The 18,021-nt window shown below is 49.4% G+C and carries 14 protein-coding genes and 1 other RNA gene; 13 read left to right on the forward strand and 2 right to left on the reverse strand.

The window, feature by feature from the left end; genetic code table 11:
• Positions 1–8 precede the first annotated feature (8 nt).
• The 9 genes from DXD12_RS14085 (at position 9) to DXD12_RS14125 (ending at position 11,285) form a co-directional block, all read left to right on the forward strand.
• Entirely contained in the window at positions 9–1,691 is a 1,683-nt protein-coding gene (locus DXD12_RS14085; protein ID WP_022359691.1) for a carbon starvation protein A, read from the forward strand.
• A gap of 324 nt (positions 1,692–2,015) precedes the next feature.
• Complete coding sequence (locus DXD12_RS14090; RefSeq protein ID WP_118638550.1) at positions 2,016–2,858, forward strand: deoxyguanosinetriphosphate triphosphohydrolase; 843 nt, start codon at positions 2,016–2,018, stop codon at positions 2,856–2,858.
• Positions 2,859–2,868: 10 nt separating this feature from the next.
• Positions 2,869–4,782, forward strand: coding sequence for a DNA primase (gene dnaG, locus DXD12_RS14095; protein WP_118638551.1), 1,914 nt, complete (start codon positions 2,869–2,871; stop codon positions 4,780–4,782).
• Between the two features lie 204 nt (positions 4,783–4,986).
• Positions 4,987–6,102 carry an RNA polymerase sigma factor RpoD gene (rpoD, locus tag DXD12_RS14100; protein ID WP_118638552.1) on the forward strand — a complete coding sequence of 372 codons (1,116 nt, stop codon included), beginning with the start codon at positions 4,987–4,989 and terminating at the stop codon, positions 6,100–6,102.
• 43 nt (positions 6,103–6,145) lie between these two features.
• Positions 6,146–6,913: a class I SAM-dependent methyltransferase gene (locus DXD12_RS14105; RefSeq protein WP_118638553.1), complete on the forward strand. Its 768-nt coding sequence runs from the start codon at positions 6,146–6,148 to the stop codon at positions 6,911–6,913.
• Positions 6,900–7,700, forward strand: a complete 801-nt coding sequence (locus DXD12_RS14110) for a Nif3-like dinuclear metal center hexameric protein (protein WP_107001548.1) — start codon at positions 6,900–6,902, stop codon at positions 7,698–7,700. The genes DXD12_RS14105 and DXD12_RS14110 overlap by 14 nt, the downstream gene beginning before the upstream one ends.
• Before the next feature lie 12 nt (positions 7,701–7,712).
• Entirely contained in the window at positions 7,713–9,365 is a 1,653-nt protein-coding gene (locus tag DXD12_RS14115) for a nucleoside kinase (RefSeq protein WP_118638554.1), read from the forward strand.
• A gap of 44 nt (positions 9,366–9,409) precedes the next feature.
• Positions 9,410–9,757: RNase P RNA component class A (rnpB, locus tag DXD12_RS14120), an RNA gene on the forward strand.
• Between the two features lie 100 nt (positions 9,758–9,857).
• Complete coding sequence (locus DXD12_RS14125) at positions 9,858–11,285, forward strand: alanine/glycine:cation symporter family protein (protein ID WP_118638555.1); 1,428 nt, start codon at positions 9,858–9,860, stop codon at positions 11,283–11,285.
• 136 nt (positions 11,286–11,421) lie between these two features.
• On the opposite strand, the gene DXD12_RS14130 is transcribed toward DXD12_RS14125, so the two are convergent.
• A complete protein-coding gene (locus DXD12_RS14130; RefSeq protein ID WP_022359701.1) occupies positions 11,422–11,847 on the reverse strand; it encodes an aspartate carbamoyltransferase regulatory subunit in 426 nt (141 codons plus the stop codon).
• Positions 11,841–12,764, reverse strand: a complete 924-nt coding sequence (gene pyrB / locus DXD12_RS14135) for an aspartate carbamoyltransferase (RefSeq protein ID WP_107001544.1) — start codon at positions 12,762–12,764, stop codon at positions 11,841–11,843. Before pyrB ends, DXD12_RS14130 begins: the two co-directional genes overlap by 7 nt.
• Positions 12,765–13,183: 419 nt before the next feature.
• Between pyrB and DXD12_RS14140 the strand changes: the two genes are divergently transcribed.
• The 4 genes from DXD12_RS14140 to DXD12_RS14155 all read left to right on the forward strand — a co-directional run bounded on the left by DXD12_RS14140 (position 13,184) and on the right by DXD12_RS14155 (position 18,000).
• On the forward strand, positions 13,184–13,948 hold the full coding sequence (locus DXD12_RS14140; RefSeq protein WP_118628739.1) for an ABC transporter ATP-binding protein: 765 nt from the start codon (positions 13,184–13,186) through the stop codon (positions 13,946–13,948).
• A gap of 77 nt (positions 13,949–14,025) precedes the next feature.
• The gene (locus DXD12_RS14145) at positions 14,026–15,984 is read left to right on the forward strand and encodes a CARDB domain-containing protein (protein ID WP_243105404.1); all 1,959 of its coding nucleotides are present in this window, start codon (positions 14,026–14,028) and stop codon (positions 15,982–15,984) included.
• Positions 15,985–15,999: 15 nt separating this feature from the next.
• Positions 16,000–17,361: an ABC transporter permease gene (locus DXD12_RS14150; protein WP_118467470.1), complete on the forward strand. Its 1,362-nt coding sequence runs from the start codon at positions 16,000–16,002 to the stop codon at positions 17,359–17,361.
• A gap of 129 nt (positions 17,362–17,490) precedes the next feature.
• Positions 17,491–18,000 (forward strand): SEC-C metal-binding domain-containing protein, encoded by a 510-nt coding sequence (locus DXD12_RS14155; protein ID WP_118638556.1) that lies wholly within the window; start codon positions 17,491–17,493, stop codon positions 17,998–18,000.
• Positions 18,001–18,021 lie beyond the last annotated feature (21 nt).

Raw genomic sequence — 18,021 nt, forward strand, 5'->3', positions numbered from 1 at the left:
GTTTAACTATGAGTGGAGTAATGATGATGATAATCGCCATCGTTGTTCTGGGAGGAGCATACCTCCTGTACGGGCGTTATCTCCAGAATAAGTGGGGCATCGATCCGAATGCCAAAACTCCGGCATATGAGATGGAGGACGGTGTCGATTATGTACCGGCTGATACAAACGTTGTGTTTGGTCATCAGTTCGCGTCGATCGCCGGTGCGGGTCCGATCAATGGTCCGATCCAGGCGGCAATTTTTGGCTGGCTTCCGGTCCTGCTTTGGATTTTAATCGGCGGCGTATTTTTCGGCGCCGTTCAGGATTTTGCATCCATGTATGCGTCTGTCAAAAATAAGGGACGAACAATCGGATACATCATCGAAGAGTACATTGGAAAATTAGGAAAGAAATTATTCCTTTTATTCTGCTGGCTGTTCTGTATTCTGGTTGTTGCAGCGTTTGCAGACGTTGTAGCGGGAACATTTAAGGGATTTACGGTCGATGAGGCAGGTGCTGTCACAAAGATAGCGGCAAATGGAGCCGTTGCAACTACTTCTATGTTATTTATCATCGAGGCAGTTGCACTTGGATATTTCCTCAAATATACCAAATTCAACAAATGGATCAACACAGCCGTCGCTATTTTATTACTGGTGGCAGCGATCGCACTGGGACTGAATTTCCCGGTCTATGTCGATCTTGGAACCTGGCATATTATTATCTTTGTGTACATTCTAATTGCCAGTGTCGCTCCGGTATGGGCGCTGCTTCAGCCGCGTGATTATCTGAACAGCTATCTGCTGATCTTTATGATCGTCGGTGCAGTTATCGGTGTATTTGTGGCCAATCCGGCATGTAATTTGAAACCGTTTACAAGCTTTAATGTAAATGGACAGTATATGTTCCCGATTTTATTTGTAACGATTGCCTGTGGCGCAGTTTCCGGTTTCCATTCTCTGGTATCTTCCGGTACTGCATCTAAACAGATCAAAAATGAAAAGAACATGCTTCCGGTTTCGTTTGGCGCAATGCTGATGGAGAGTATGCTTGCTATCATCGCACTGATTGCAGTTGCTTCCTTTGCAGATGGCGAGGCAGCAGCACAGGGACTTACCACCCAGCCGCAGATTTTTGCAGGCGCGATCGCAAATTTTCTTTCCGTAGTTGGTCTGCCGCATTCGCTTGTATTTACATTAATCAACCTGGCGGTATCTGCATTTGCACTGACTTCCCTGGATTCGGTTGCCCGGGTAGGGCGTCTGTCGTTCCAGGAATTTTTCATGGATTCGGACACAGACGAGGAAAATATGAGCCCGTTTGTAAAGGTAGTAACCAATAAATATTTTGCAACCATCATCACACTGGTACTCGCATACCTGCTTACCAAGGTCGGCTATGCAGAGATCTGGCCGTTATTCGGTTCTGCAAACCAGCTGTTATCGGTACTTGCTCTTGTAGCTTGTGCAGTATTCTTAAAGAAAACCAAGCGTCAGGGCTGGATGCTCTGGGTGCCGATGCTGTTCATGATGGCAGTTACCTTTACTGCACTGAGCATGACCATCATAAAGCTCACAAACGCATTTATGACGACCGGTCTGGATCTGGGAAATACACTGCAGCTTGTATTTGCAGTGCTGCTGTTAATCCTGGGTGTATTAGTAGCAATTCAGGGTATCAAGAAACTGCTTGAAAAAGCGGATAAGTAAAAATAATAAGTGAAAATAAAATGTAGATGAGGTCCATCAGGGACAGCCGTTACGTTTTGTATGTATGATAGTAAAGAGAGGATGTCTGTATTCAAAAGAACAGATGTCTTCTCTTTTTCATTCTAAGCCCCTTTGTTCAATAGATGGAAATAAGTAGTCATAATTCCCCTTCTTTCCACATAAAATAAAAAAAGAAAATAGAAAAAGATCAAAAATCCATGGAAAACCTCTGTCCCAAATTACAAAAATATGATATTATTATAAGATAATGGGCGAACTTTCGAATTTATTCCGTAAATTATTCTGAATAAAGGTGGGATCTGGATGAATATCAGAGAAACGATCGAAAAATGGGAACAGGAAACCCTTAGTCCGTATGCGTCGCTGAGTGCGAATACACGGGGACGGGAGCGGAAAGAACCGCTCTGCGACATCCGGCCAGAGTATCAGCGCGATCGCGACCGTATTCTGCACAGCAAATCGTTCCGACGTCTGAAACAGAAAACGCAGGTTTTTCTGGCGCCGGAGGGCGACCATTACCGGACGCGCCTGACGCACACGCTGGAAGTATCGCAGATAGCGCGCACGATCGCGAAAGCGCTGCGGCTGAACCTGACCTGGGAGGTTCGCAACGGGATCCTGAACCACCGGACGAGCGGTCATCCGGCGACGCTGGAAGGGAATGTTGTGCGGCTTTCAGATAAAATTGCCTACATAAACCATGATATAGATGATGCGATCCGGGGAAAGATCATGAAGGAAGAGGATTTGCCGCGGGAGTACACGGACATTCTGGGAAACAGTGTGCATGAGCGGCTGAATATCATGATCCACGACATCATCGAGCACAGCCAGGACAAGCCGGAGGTGGCGATGTCACCGGAACGTGAGGAGGCGATGCACGGGCTGCGCCGCTGGATGTTTGACCATGTCTACCATGACGGGATTGCGAAAGCGGAGGAAGGGCGCGCACAGCAGATGATCGAGATGCTGTATGGATATTATATGGCGCATCCGGAGGAACTTCCGGAAGAATCCCACCGGATTATGGAGATGAGAAATGAGACGAAAGAGCGCGCGGTATGCGATTATATCGCGGGTATGACAGATATTTACGCGATTGACCGGTTTAAGGAATTGTTTATTCCGAAAGCCTGGAGCGTATAAGGAGGAAGAAATGTATTATCCGGAAGAGGTAATCGAGGAAGTCAGAATGCGTAGCGACATTGTGGATGTGATTTCCGGATACGTGAAGCTGCAGAAGAAGGGAAGCAACCTGTTTGGACTCTGCCCGTTTCATCATGAGAAATCGCCATCCTTTTCGGTGTCGCCGTCCAAGCAGATGTACCACTGCTTTGGCTGCGGTGTCAGCGGCAATGTGATTACGTTTGTGATGGAATATGAAAATTATTCATTCCGCGAGGCGGTTGAGATGCTGGCGGACCGTTCAGGCGTGAAACTGCCGAAGATGGAATATTCTAAAGAGGCAAAGGCGAAGGCGGACCGTAAGGCGGCGCTCCTGGAGATCAATAAGCTGGCAGCCAATTATTTTTATTATCAGCTCAAGCAGCCGCAGGGAAAGATAGGATATGATTATCTGGTAAAGCGGAAGCTGACGGATGAGACGATCCGGCGGTTCGGACTGGGATTTTCCAATAAAATCAGCGACGATCTGTACCGGTATCTGAAAAGCAAGGGCTATGAGGACGAGCTTTTAAAGGATACGGGGCTGGTAACGATCGAGGAGCGCGGCGCCAGGGACAAGTTCTGGAACCGTGTCATGTTTCCGATCATGGATGTCAACAGCCGGGTGATCGGGTTTGGCGGACGTGTCCTCGGGGACGGGGAACCGAAATACTTAAACTCACCGGAGACGATGCTGTTTGACAAAAGCCGGAATCTATACGGACTTAATTACGCGCGTACTTCGAGAAAGAAATATATGATGCTCTGCGAGGGCTACATGGATGTGATTTCCATGCACCAGGCGGGTTATACGAACGCGGTCGCATCGCTGGGAACGGCGCTGACCGAGCAGCACGCGGCGCTTCTGAAGCGGTATACGGATCAGGTCATTCTGACCTACGACAGCGATGGCGCGGGCGTCAAGGCGGCGCTACGGGCGATTCCGATCCTCAAGCGGGCAGGAATTTCAACCAAGGTACTGAATATGCGTCCGTATAAGGATCCGGATGAATTTATGAAAAATCTGGGAGCAGAGGAGTTTGAAAAGCGGATCGAGACGGCGAGAAACAGCTTTCTCTATGAGATCGATGTGCTGAAAGCCGGCTTTGATATGGAAGATCCGGAGCAGAAGACGGCATTTTACAATCAGACGGCGCGCAAGCTGCTTGAATTTGGCGAGGCGCTGGAGCGGGATAATTATATACAGGCGGTTTCGCGGGAATACTTTATCAATTATGAAGATCTGCGGCGGCTGGTCAACCAGCTCGGAAGCCGGTATGGCGTCGGGGAGACGGCAGCAGGCGGATATGCAGGTCGCTATGGTGATTCATATAGAACCGGAAATACGACTGGTGCGGTACAAAACAGGGAGGTAGGCGGAAGCGTCGGCAGTGCCGGGGCAGTGGCGGAAAACCGCGGTGCTGGAAATGCAGAGTTTCCGGGAAATGCGGGACCGGCGGTGAGACCGGTGGGCAGGAAGAAGGAAAAGGACGAGGGCATCCGCCGTTCAGAACGCCTGCTTCTTACATGGCTGATTGAAGAACCATCGTTATATGCCCGGATCAAGGACATCATCGGACCGGAGGATTTTGTAAAACCACTTTATAAAGAAGCGGCAAAAGCTGTATTTGAGGGTCTGGAAGCTGGAAATGTCAATCCGGCGGCGATTTTGAACCGCTTTATCGACGACGAGGGCAATTACAAAGAAGTCGCGGCGCTTTTCAATGCAAGTCTGGAAGAATCCTTAAACAATGAGGAGCAGAAAAAGGCATTTGCGGAGACGGTGCGCCGGATCAAGAAGAACAGCCTCGACGATCAGATCCGGCGGGCGTCGGATTTGAATGAGCTGCAGCAGCTCATACGGGAACAGGCGGGATTGCCTTCGCTCGTAATTACGTTGGAGTGATTGCGGATTGGGAAAAATTGGGTTACTGTACACGGGTAGGCACTTTTGGAACCGAAAGTGCCGTAAGAAAACGTGGTGGCAGCAGGAATTTGCCGTATTGAAATGCGAAGCCACGGCAAATTCCGTTACTGGACACGTATGCGTGTTCAGTAACAAAATTGGAAATGGTCGGGCAGGTTCTGAGGATGGAAGGAAGGACGAACTATGGAAGAGAAAAAAGTTACATTTGAAGAAAAACTCACACAGCTTCTGGAATTGGCAAAAACAAAGAAAAATGTACTGGACAATAAAGAAATATTGAATTATTTCCATGGTGAGATACTGAGCCCGGAACAGCTCGATCAGATCTATGATTTTCTGGAAAGTCATCATGTAGACGTTCTCCGGATGGATGACGATGAGGACATGGAGCCAGAACTTTTTGAAGACGGCGAGGAGGAGGAGCCGATCGACGTGGACAACCTGGATCTCAGCATCCCGGATGGCGTCAGCCTCGATGATCCAGTCCGGATGTATCTGAAAGAGATCGGAAAAGTGCCGCTGCTTTCCCCGGAAGAGGAAATTGAACTGGCGAAGCGGATGGAGCTGGGAGATGAAAATGCCAGAAAACGTCTGGCGGAGGCGAATCTGCGCCTGGTTGTCAGCATTGCGAAGCGCTATGTCGGCAGAGGCATGCAGTTCCTTGACCTGATTCAGGAAGGAAATCTGGGGCTTATCAAGGCGGTTGAAAAATATGATTATTCAAAAGGATTTAAGTTCAGCACCTATGCAACCTGGTGGATCCGTCAGGCGATCACGCGCGCGATCGCGGATCAGGCGCGGACGATCCGGATTCCGGTTCACATGGTGGAGACGATCAACCGTCTGATCCGGACTTCCAGACAGCTTTTACAGGAACTTGGACGGGAACCTACCCCGGAGGAGATCGCGGAAAAGATGGAGATGCCGGTTGAGCGTGTGCGGGAGATCATGAAGATTTCACAGGATCCGGTTTCCTTGGAGACACCGATCGGCGAGGAGGAAGACAGTCATCTGGGCGATTTCATTCAGGACGATCATGTGCAGGTTCCGGTCGATGCGGCAACCTATACATTGCTGCATGAACAGCTCATGGAAGTGCTCGATACGCTGACCGAGCGGGAGCAGAAGGTGCTGCGTCTGCGCTTTGGCCTGGACGACGGCAGACCGCGCACGCTCGAAGAGGTAGGACGGCAGTTCAATGTCACCCGCGAGCGGATCCGCCAGATCGAGGCGAAAGCGCTGCGGAAGCTGCGCCATCCGAGCCGGAGCAAAAAATTGAAGGATTATCTGGATGAATGATCTGGAAAGAAGAAATAAAAAGTAGAACACAGGAGAATAAATCATGCGGACAGAAGTAAAACTCTCGAAGCGTCTGGAACGGATCGCTTCTTTTGTACAGCCGGGCAGCCGGGTAGCAGATATCGGCACCGATCACGGTTATGTGCCGATCTGGCTGGTGCAGAAGGGCGTGTGCCCGTCGGCATTGGCGATGGATGTGCGGAAAGGCCCGCTGGAGCGGGCGGAAGAACACGTGGAAGAGGTGGGGCTTTCCGGGAAAATTGAACTGCGCCTGTCAGACGGACTGGCAAAATTGAAGGCAGGCGAGGCAGACACAGTTGTGATCGCAGGAATGGGCGGAAAACTGACCTGCCGGATTCTGGAACAGGGACGCCATGTGTGGGAGAATTGGAGCGAGGGAAAAGAACGCCTGATTCTGTCGCCGCAGTCGGAGCAGGACGAAGTGCGTCATTTTCTGGAAAAACAGGGATTTTCGATTCTCCGGGAAGCGATGCTGACGGACGAGGGAAAATATTACATAGTGATAGAAGCGGCGCGAGGCACGATGCGGCCGGGGAGAGAGCAGGATTACCGTTTTGGAGCCGATTTGATCCGGAAGAAAGATCCGGTGCTGCTTGCGTATCTGGAGAAAGAAGAGAAGATGACGCGGCAGGTGCTGGCAGGGCTGACAGAAAATGATGCCCAGAACAAGAAGAGAACTTTAGAAGCCAGTGAAGCGGGAGAGACGGCGATCAGCCGCCGAGCAGCGCGCATCAACGAACTGACCGCCTATCTGGCGCTGATAGAGGAGACGAGACATGAAATGCAGTGAGATTATCAAGATCCTGGAAACACTTTCGCCGCGCAGCATGGCATGTGACTGGGACAATCCGGGGCTTTTAGCGGGGCGCAGCGGGAAGGAAGTGAAGACGATCTTTCTGGCGGTGGACGCCACCGATTCTGTGATTGAGCAGGCAGAGCAGGCGGGGGCGGATATGATTTTGACGCACCATCCGCTTATTTTCAAAGGAATCAAGCAGGTGTCCGATCAGAATTTCATCGGCAGAAGAGTCCTGCGGATGATTCAGGATGATATTTCCTACTATGCGATGCACACCAATTTTGACGCGGCGCCGGGCTGCATGGCAGATCTGGCGGCAAAGAAGCTGGGATTGACGGATTGTGAGGTTTTAGAGAAAATGGGAGAGACCGGGGACGGCACTTCCTACGGAATCGGATGCACTGGACGATTCGAACAGCCGATGACGCTGCAGGCAGCTGCCGAGCGGGTCAAGGAGGCATTTGGACTGCCGTATGCGGCGGTATTCGGTAAGCTGGACGGTGAGGCAGTGATTCAGAAAGCGGCGGTCTGCCCGGGTGCGGGCGGAAGCACGATGGGAGAGGCGCTGGCAGCCGGGGCGCAGGTTTATATCACAGGAGATATCAGCCACCATGAAGGAATCGACGCGGTTGCACAGGGCATGGCGGTCATCGACGCTGGACATTATGGAATTGAACACATTTTTACTGAATTTATGGAGAAATATCTGATGGGGAAGCTGGGAGACGCCGTGAAGGTTGTGCGGGAGAAACCGGCGTTTCCAATCCAGATTGTTTAGGGAGGGGATTACATGCCGGAAGTACGGATTGGGAGTGAGATAAAAACATATCCGCAGGGAACCGCCTATGCGGAGATTGCGGAGGAATATCAGAAGAATTACGAGAATGATATTCTTCTGGTCTCGGTAAATGGACGGCTGCGGGAGCTACATAAAACACTGCAGAAGGACTGCCAGATGGAATTTATCACAGCGGCAGATACGGCTGGCTATCTGGCATATCAGAGAAGTGCCGTCTTTCTGATGATGAAAGCCTTTCAGAATGTGGCAGGCAGGGAAAATGTGAAAAATATCACGGTCTGCTTTTCTGTTGAAAATGGCCTGTATGTGGAGGTGGAAGGCAGGGTAACACTCAGCCAGGAGCTCTTAGACCGTGTGAAAGCGGAGATGAAGCGCCTGTCTGAGCAGGATCTGCCGCTGCAGAAACGGAGTGAAAATACGGATGAGGCGATGGATCATTTCCAGGAGCAGGGCATGTATGACAAGGCGCGTTTGTTCAATTACCGGCGGGCGTCGCGGGTCAATGTTTACCGGCTTGGCGATTATGACGACTATTTCTACGGATATATGGTCATGAGCACCCGGTATCTCAAATATTTTGATTTACAGATGTACGAGGAAGGATTTATCCTGCGTCTGCCGAACAAGAAGCAGCCGAAGGCGATTCAGCCGTTCCATCCGCAGAAAAAACTGTTTGATGTCCAGCAGGAGGCGGAAAAGCTCGGTCACAAGCTCGGTGTGTTTGACGTGGGAACACTCAACGATACGATCGCGCGGGGGCGCATGAACGACCTGATCCTGATGCAGGAGGCGCTGCAGGAAAAGAAGATCGGAGATATTGCGGAGCAGATTTATGAGAGCGGACGCAAACTGATCATGATTGCAGGACCGTCCTCTTCGGGAAAAACGACCTTTTCACACCGTTTGTCGATTCAGCTCGCCGCGCTGGGAATGAAACCGCATCCGATCGCGGTGGACAATTATTTTGTCAACCGTGTGGACAGCCCGCGGGATGAAAATGGAAATTACGATTATGAGGCATTAAACTGCATCGATGTGAAACAGTTTAATGAAGATATGGAAGCACTTCTGGCGGGAAAACGCGTGGAGCTGCCGGTTTACAACTTTGTCAAGGGCGAGCGCGAATATAAGGGCGATTTTCTGCAGCTTGGGGCGGAGGATATTTTGGTCATCGAGGGAATTCACTGTTTGAATGATGATTTGTCGTATTCACTGCCGCGTGATAAGAAATTTAAGATTTATATCAGTGCGCTGACTCAGTTAAATATCGACGATCACAACCGCGTTCCGACGACGGACGGACGTCTGATCCGGCGGATGGTCCGCGATGCGAGAACGCGCGGTGCGTCGGCACAGGACACGATCCGGATGTGGGATTCCGTACGCCGGGGCGAGGAGCGGAATATTTTCCCGTATCAGGAAGAGGCGGATGCGATGTTCAACTCTGCGTTTTTATATGAGCTTTCGGTGCTCAAACAGTATGCGGAGCCGATCTTATATAGTGTTCCGCGTGATTCGGCGGAGTACAACGAGGCGAAGCGGCTGCTCAAATTTCTCGATTATTTTCTGGGTGTCAGCAGCGAACAGGTGCCGCACAATTCGATTGTGCGCGAATTTATCGGCGGAAGCTGTTTTAAAGTATGATTGACTGGACAAATGCCTGAAAATATGGTAGAGTTAGGATGTTTTGAGTAAGACAGATGGTCGCGGCTGCAGAACCGAAAGGCTGCAGGTGAGGAAAGTCCGGGCTTCACAGGGCAGGATGCCAGATAACGTCTGGTGGAGGCGACTCCAAGGACAGTGCAACAGAAATGTACCGCCCGGTTTACCGGGTAAGGGTGGAAGGGCAGTGTAAGAGACTACCGCCCGGCTGGTAACAGCCGGGGCACATGTAAACCCCATCCGAAGCAAGACCGAACAGAGAGCGCAAGGCGGCCCGTCTGCTCTCGGGTAGGTCGCTTGAGCCTGCTGGCGACAGCAGGACTAGATAGATGACCATTCAACGACATAACCCGGCTTACCGTTTTGCTCAAATCATTTAAGAGGGCTGTTGCCGAATGCAGATACCAAAGAGCATCTTTATCCGGCAGCGGCTCTTTTTTCTATATTGCATACAAAAGAAAAGGGGGAAATTTTATGTTAGAAGGATTTGCATCACTCGTTGGTGTGATCAGCAATGTTATGTACAGCTATCTGTTGATTATCATGCTGCTGGCGGTCGGACTGTATTTCACACTCCGAAGCCGTTTCGTACAGCTCCGTCTGCTTCCGGAATCAATCCGGGTAGTCGGAGAAAAGACAGACAGCAACTCCGTATCCGCATTTCAGGCGCTGATGGTATCGACGGCGAGCCGCGTCGGCACAGGCAATATCGTAGGTGTAGCCAATGCGATCGCGATCGGCGGTTACGGCGCGGTGTTCTGGATGTGGCTGATCGCGATTGTGGGCGGCGCATCGGCTTTTGTTGAGAGCACGCTGGCACAGATTTATAAGAAGCGCGACGCATCCGGCGGAAGCTACGGAGGTCCGTCTTATTATATCGAGGCGGCGCTGAAGAGCCGTGCGCTGGGCGTTGTCTTCGCGATTGCCCTGATTGCTACTTATGCTGGCGGTTTTAATATGCTGGCGTCTTTTAACCTGATTGACAGCATGTCGAATTACGGCTTTTACCATCAATTTATGATGGGGGACAGGAGCCTGGTTCCGATGATCGGCGGCGCCATTCTGGCGATTCTGGTCGGCATCTGTATCATAGGCGGCGGAAAACAGATTGTCCGCATTACCGGCGTGCTGGTTCCGTTTATGGGCGTTTTCTACATCCTGATGGCGATTGCGGTCATGATCTTAAACATCGGAAGACTCCCGGAGGTATTTGTCAATATCTTCTCCAATGCCTTTGATTTCAAGGCGATCTTCGGCGGATTTGCAGGTTCTGCCATGATGCAGGGAATCAAGAGAGGTCTGTATTCCAACGAGGCGGGTGTTGGTTCTGCACCGAACGCGGCGGCAGCAGCCAATGTCAGCCATCCGGTTAAGCAGGGACTGGTACAGATGCTTTCCGTCTTTATCGATACAATCCTCATCTGTACGGCAACAGCGATGATGTGCCTCTGCACCGGTATCGTTCCGTCCGAAGAACTGAAAGGCGCTCCGTTCGTACAGGAATCTTTGGGAACGGTATTTGGCGTGATTGGACCGTATTTCATTACATTTGCACTTCTTTTGTTTGCATTTACGACACTGCTCGGCAACCTGTTCTACTGTGAGGGATGTCTCAACTACATCGCACGCCGTACGCTGAAAAACAAAGAAATGAACGTGTTCCGCCTGTTTGCGGTGGTAGTTGTCTTCATCGGCGCACAGCTCCAGTTCGGTCTGGTATGGGATCTCGCGGATGTCCTCATGGGTATCATGGCGATCATCAACCTGCCGGTTATCGTGATTCTGGGAAATACAGCGCTCAAATGTCTGGATGATTACCTGGCGCAGAAAAAGGAAGGCAAGAATCCGTGCTTCAAGGCTGAGAGTATCGGGCTGGAAGGTAAGACAGAGTTCTGGAATTAAGATGTTCAAGGGTAGGCACTTTTGGAATCTATAATCTGGAAAATAATAAAAAGCCATGAAATCGCTTATGATCTGTAAATCTACAGAAAAGTCGTTCATGGCTTTTTTGATATTCATTTGATATATTCAGAAGAATCTACAGCGAATACTTCTCATCGCAGTACTGGCAGCGGTATACCTCTTTTTCCTCATCCGCGAGATAGAAGATATGCGGAAGCTCCTGCTCGATCGAGGTAATGCAGCGCGGGTTCTTGCAGTGGATGACATTTGTGATTTTTTTCGGCATCTTGACATCTTTTTTCTCTACGATTTTTCCATCCTTGATGATGTTGATCGTGATACGGTGATCGATGTAGCCGAGCACATCAACATTTACCAGATCAAGGCTGCCGTCGATCTTGATGATGTCCTTGCGTCCCATCTTGCTGCTGCGCGCATTTTTGATGATAGCCACCTGGCAGTCCAGCTTGTCCAGCCCCAGTTTAAAGTAAATATCCATACTGCGTCCTGCCTGGATGTGGTCCAGAACAAAACCTTCTTTTAATCCGCTGATATTTAACATGGTTTTTCCACCTCCAGTAAAGTCATGATCAGAGCCATACGGACGTATACGCCGTACTGGACCTGTTTGAAGTAAGCGGCACGCGGGTCGTTGTCCACCTCAACGGAAATCTCATTGACACGCGGAAGCGGATGGAGCACAAACATATCATCACGGGCAAGCTCCATCTTCTTTTTGTCGAGAATGTAGCAGTCCTTCATACGGATGTAATCTTCCTCGTTGAAGAAACGCTCTCTCTGGACACGTGTCATGTAGAGAATATCAAGCTCCGGCATCGCCTCATCCAGGTTTTCAACCTCTTTGTACTCGATTCCCTTTGCATTCAGTGTATCCTCAATGATATAATCCGGGACGCGCAGTTCCGGCGGGGAAATGAGGACGAAACGGATGCCTGTGTAGCGGGACAGCGCATTGATTAAGGAGTGAACCGTGCGTCCGAATTTCAAATCGCCGCACAGACCGACTGTTAAATTGTTCAGGCGTCCTTTTAAAGAACGGATCGTCATCAGATCGGTCAAGGTCTGCGTCGGATGCTGGTGACCGCCGTCGCCGGCATTGATAACCGGGATGGAAGAGTGCAGGGAAGCAACCATCGGCGCACCTTCCTTCGGGTGGCGCATCGCGCAGATATCTGCGAAGCAGGAGATAACGCGGATGGTATCTGCCACACTCTCGCCCTTGGAAGCAGAGCTTGAATCGGCAGAAGCAAAGCCAAGAACCCGTCCCCCTAAGTTCAGCATAGCAGCCTCAAAACTTAAGCGTGTACGGGTGCTTGGCTCATAAAACAGAGTCGCGATTTTCTTTCCGTCGCAGACGTGTGCATATTTGGCTGGATTGGCTTCGATATCGGAAGCGAGATCCAGAAGCTGGTCGATCTCCTCAACGGAAAAATCCAGTGGATTCAGCAAATGTCTCATTTGATTCTCCTTCTCTATTCGTATTAGCATATTTTTCCCAACTATTATAAAACATTTCCAGATGGATTGCTATAGCTTTTAATGATCTGTGATATAAAAAATATGAATAGGGGGGATAGAAAATATGGACAATGTGATGACGGCTGGAAGATTACCTGCGATGAAATAGGAAATAAAAATGACTTTCCAGGGCAAAATGGATTAGCGTAAGGAACGGTCAGACAGGGTGAAAAATCTGGTAAGAAAAGCGTAAGGAACATTAAGAAAAATAAGGTAGGAGAATTGAAACAAATCCGGTATAATGTAGAAAGAAGAACTGGAATTGCAATGGTTGAAACTTGTATAAATCCAGGTTGTCAGGAATGGATTTCGATGGAATATTCAGGAGCATGAAATAAGTTAGAAAATGGAGAAGGCTGATGGAAGAGCGGAAAGTGCCGGGGAAGAATGAATTCCGGAAACGGGAACCTGTCATACAGGTAAAAAATCTATATAAAGTCTACCGCGTCGGCGAGACGAAGGTATACGCGCTGAACGGCGTCGATTTTACGATGTACCGTGGCGAATTCTGTGCGATTGTAGGTACCTCCGGTTCGGGTAAATCTACCTTATTGAATATGCTGGCGGGGCTGGAGAAGCCGACGAAGGGCGAGATTGTCATAGCCGGACAGCACATAGAAAAATTAAACGAGAACCAGCTGGTGGCATTCCGCCGGGAGCGGGTCGGATTTATCTTCCAGTCATATAACCTGCTCGGTACGATGAATGCGGTTGAAAATGTAGCGCTTCCGCTGTCCTTCCGCGGTGTGCCGCGCGTCAGGCGCCGGGAGATGGCGGAAAAATATCTGAAAATGGTCGGACTGGAAAAAGTCGGCGATCATATGCCGAACCAGATGTCCGGCGGGCAGCAGCAGCGTGTCGGCATCGCACGGGCGCTGGTGGTACATCCAGAGATCATTTTTGCAGACGAGCCGACTGGAAATCTGGATTCGCACACGACGATGGATGTGCTGAAACTGATGCAGCGGATCGTCCGGGAACAGAACCAGACGCTGGTTATGGTCACGCATGATAACCATCTGGCGGCGTATGCGGACCGGATCTTCCATATTATCGATGGTAAGATTGTGAAGATAGAGGAGAATCGGCAAATGGGTAAGGAAGATGGGAAAATAGAAGGCTAAAACACAGGAATGCTGACGATAGAATGAGAAATTGATAAAAGCAGCATTTAATGTGAGAGGATATGGAGGTATGAAAAATGAGAGGTATGAGAAAGTGGAAGAGATGGGCGGTGTTTTTGCTGCTTTTTGCGGTGCTGGCGGTGGGAGGAAGCCGGACGGCGCAGGCGGAAATGCTGGATATGACAAAATATAACGATGATTTAATTACCGTCAGTAAAGTGCCGCACGGAAAGGCCGGAAATAAAATTTCGATTAAGATGACGGTTCATAATAATGGCAGCAAAGGAGATAATTATTTAAGAACAATTCGTTTAGCCAATGCGGATCAATACGATCAATTTTATACATATGATGATGACAGTGATTCGGATTCCAATATTTCATGGTCTGGAAAACATTTTCCATTTGAAGCTGATTCAAATACGTTTAAAGAAAAAAGAATTGATGTAAAGCCAGGTTCGTCTAAAAGTGTAACATTGACGTATAAACTGCGCCGGGATTTGGCAGCAGGATATTATCAGGCGTTTTTCTATATTGATGACAGCCTAAAAGTCGGCATCAACATCTGGGTATCCGCCTACGATGGTTCCTCCACCGAGGAAGACGACAACACGAAGCTGGATTACGATTTTTCCATCGGTGACAACCAGCAGACACCGTATGCGGGCTACAATCAGGTCATGAATTTTGGCGTGAATCTGACGAATACGGGGCTTAAAAAGGTTTACGATGTCCGCGTGGATATGCAGCTTGACGCGGATATAACAAAGTTTCCGTTTGATATCAACGAGGGCAACTATAACCGCAAGATGGGCGACATGGAACCAGGGCAGATGGTGACGGTTCCGTACAGCATGATGGTGCGCGAGAACGTAAAATCGGGCTTTTTCCCGATTCACTATCTGGTTACATACCGCGAAGAAGAGGGCGGCGAGTTCTCCGATCCGGTGGACAAGGTATTTTACGTGCGTGTCAAGGGAAAGGATGACGATGAGCTTTCAGCCGATGCGGGCGAGCAGGATCGTACCAAATCCCGAATCATCGTAGATAGTTTCGAGACGATTCCGGCAGAAATCTATGCCGGGCAGCCGTTTGAGCTGCGCGTGCGGATGAAGAATGCCTCCTCCGATGTGTCGGCTTCCAATATCATGTTTACATTTGCGTCAGAAGAGGTTGAAAATACACCGATCTTTACCTCGGAGAGCGGTTCGACTTCGGTGGTAGTCAACAATATGGCGCCGGGGGCGACGGCGGATTTGTCGATGGTATTTAAGGCAGCGCCGACGGCAGAGCAGAAATCATACCGCATGACAATCCAGGAGCAGTACGACAGCCCGGAGTTTAAAAATGCCAAGGAAGAGGTCAAGATTGCACTTCCGGTCAAGCAGGAGCCGCGTCTGAACACCAGTACGATCGATGTGATGCCGGATGCGGTTGAGGTTGGTTCTGAGACGAATGTCATGTTTGGCATCAACAACACCGGAAAAGTAATTCTTTACAATGTTATGGCGCGTTTTGAGGCAGATTCTATCCAACCAGCTGACGCTTATGTGGGAAATATCAAGCCGGGCGAAACCGGCAATGTCGATACGATGCTGACCGCGATTGCGCCGACAACCGATGATGGAAAAGTGAAGATTATCATTTCCTATGAGGATGAAAATGGAGTCGTTTCAGAGACTGAAAAAGAAATGCTTCTGAACGTGAGTGAGGCGTTTTCCGATGACGGGATGGACGGCATGGATGGAATGGACAACGGCATGGATGCAGATGCCGATGCGGCGCAAGCGGGCGGCGCTGGGCGGATCGCTCCGATGCTTGTGATCGCTGCGCTGGTGGGCGCAGGTGTCGGTGTAGTTGTCTGGAAGAGGAAAAAGAAGAAAATAGCAGGAGAAAAGGCGCTTGAAGACGAATTAGAAGAGGAACTGGACAATGAGCTGGGCGAGCCGGAAATGACGACAGCAGATGTATCGGAAGACGAAACAAAGGACGTTGAAAAAGAACAAAACGATCATCTGAAAAGAAAGAAAAAATAGAAAGGACCGGTGAAAATGAGATTCAGTGATCTGCTGACGATGAGCGTCAACAACCTGTTTCGCAGAAAGCTCCGTACCTTTCTGACGGTTCTGGGAGTCGTGATTGGTACGGCATCGATCGTTGTCATGGTTTCCATCGGAATAGGACTGAAAGAATTTACCATCAAACAGTATTCTTCCTATGGAAGCCTGACCGCGATTCAGGTATATAATTATAACAATGGAAATTCCAGTGACAAGAAAAATCCGGAAGACAGCTTCATGACGGATGAGACGATGAAGACATTTGAAAAGATTCCGCATGTGACAAGTGCTTATCCGGATCTGAACCTGAATGTGATTATGCGTCAGGGTGCCTACGAGGGAAACGTGCAGCTGCATGGGATCCCCTTGGGAGCGATGAAGAATATCAAGCTGGGAGAAGGAAGCCTGCCGACAACTGAAACGAAGGACATGGAGATGGTAGTCGGAAATATGGTCGCACAGAATTTTAGCAATGCCAAGACAGGAAAAGGTTACTGGGACACCGGGGAGATGCCGGACATCGATTTTATCAACAAACCGATGTTTACGATCTTTGACACGGATGCGTACTATCAGTCCAAGGGAAATTCCAGCGGCGAGGATGGCAGCCAGAAAGTAGCGGCGCCAAAGAAATATATGATGAAAACGGCTGGAATGGTAGCGGGTGGACCGGAAGACTGGAGTGATTACAGCTACGGCGTCTACGTGGATCTGAATAAGCTCAAGACACAGCTGAAACAGATATTTAAGAAAAAGCCGATTCCGGGACAGCCGACCAACAAAAAAGGAAAACCTTACAATTATTTTGTCTATGAAGAAGCGACGGTAAATGTGGACGACATGGATCATGTAATTGAGGTGCAGAAAGCCATCAGCAACATGGGCTACGAGGCAAACAGCCAGATGGAGTGGCTGGAACAGTCCAAGCAGCAGTCTAATATGATTCAGGCAGCCCTCGGCGGCATCGGCGCCGTCTCCCTCCTGGTTGCTGCGATTGGCATCGCCAACACGATGATGATGTCCATCTATGAGCGGACGAAAGAGATTGGCGTGCTGAAAGTGCTGGGATGTTCCCTTGCAACCATCCGAAATATGTTTCTGATTGAGGCAGGTTTTATCGGTTTCATGGGAGGACTCATCGGACTGGCGCTGAGTTTTATGGTTTCCGTGCTGATTAACCAGTTTCTGGCAGCGACTTTTTTATATGGAATGGATGGAAAACTGTCCGTGATCCCGATCTGGCTGGCAGTTCCATCGGTAGGATTTGCCATCATCATCGGCATGGCAGCCGGATTCTTCCCGGCAATGCGCGCGATGAAGCTGAGTCCGTTGGCGGCGATACGGAATGAGTGATACGTTTGCTTATGCGATAAAATAGGCAGATGCCAGTTTTCCTCCTTGCAAATCCCCCCAACTTGTTATATACTTAAATATACTATGTTATTATAGTAATGAAAGAACGAAAAAAGGAAGGAATTACCGATGACACTGTTAGAAAATTGGCGCAATCTGGCATATGGTGACGGGCTGGATGATAAAAAGAAAGAGGAACTCTGGTCTGGATATTTTACGATTGAGAAAGGCATTTACGAGCAGATTCTTGCAAACCCGGCTGAGGTTGTAGAAGGTACCGTTAAGGAACTGGCTGAGAAGTATGATACCGAAGTTATGATCATGACCGGTTTCCTGGATGGAATCAATGAGAGCTTAAAGGGCTATGAGAACCCGATCGAGACCATGGACGAGGATACCAAGGTTAAGATTGAGATCGATCCGGAAAAGTTATATTACAATATGGTAGAGGCAAAGGCTACCTGGCTGTATGAGCTTCCGCAGTGGGATGCAATCCTGACTGAGGAGAGAAGAACAGAGCTGTACCGCGAGCAGAAGGCATCTGGCACAGTCCGCAATACACATAAGATTTACCCGAACGATCCGTGTCCATGCGGAAGCGGTAAGAAATATAAGAAGTGCTGCGGAAAGAATAAATAATAGATTTATGAATCAGAGAAG

Origin of the sequence: Clostridium sp. TF11-13AC, from assembly GCF_003481065.1 — a bacterium.
In the GTDB taxonomy this organism is placed as follows: domain Bacteria; phylum Bacillota; class Clostridia; order Lachnospirales; family Lachnospiraceae; genus Otoolea; species Otoolea fessa.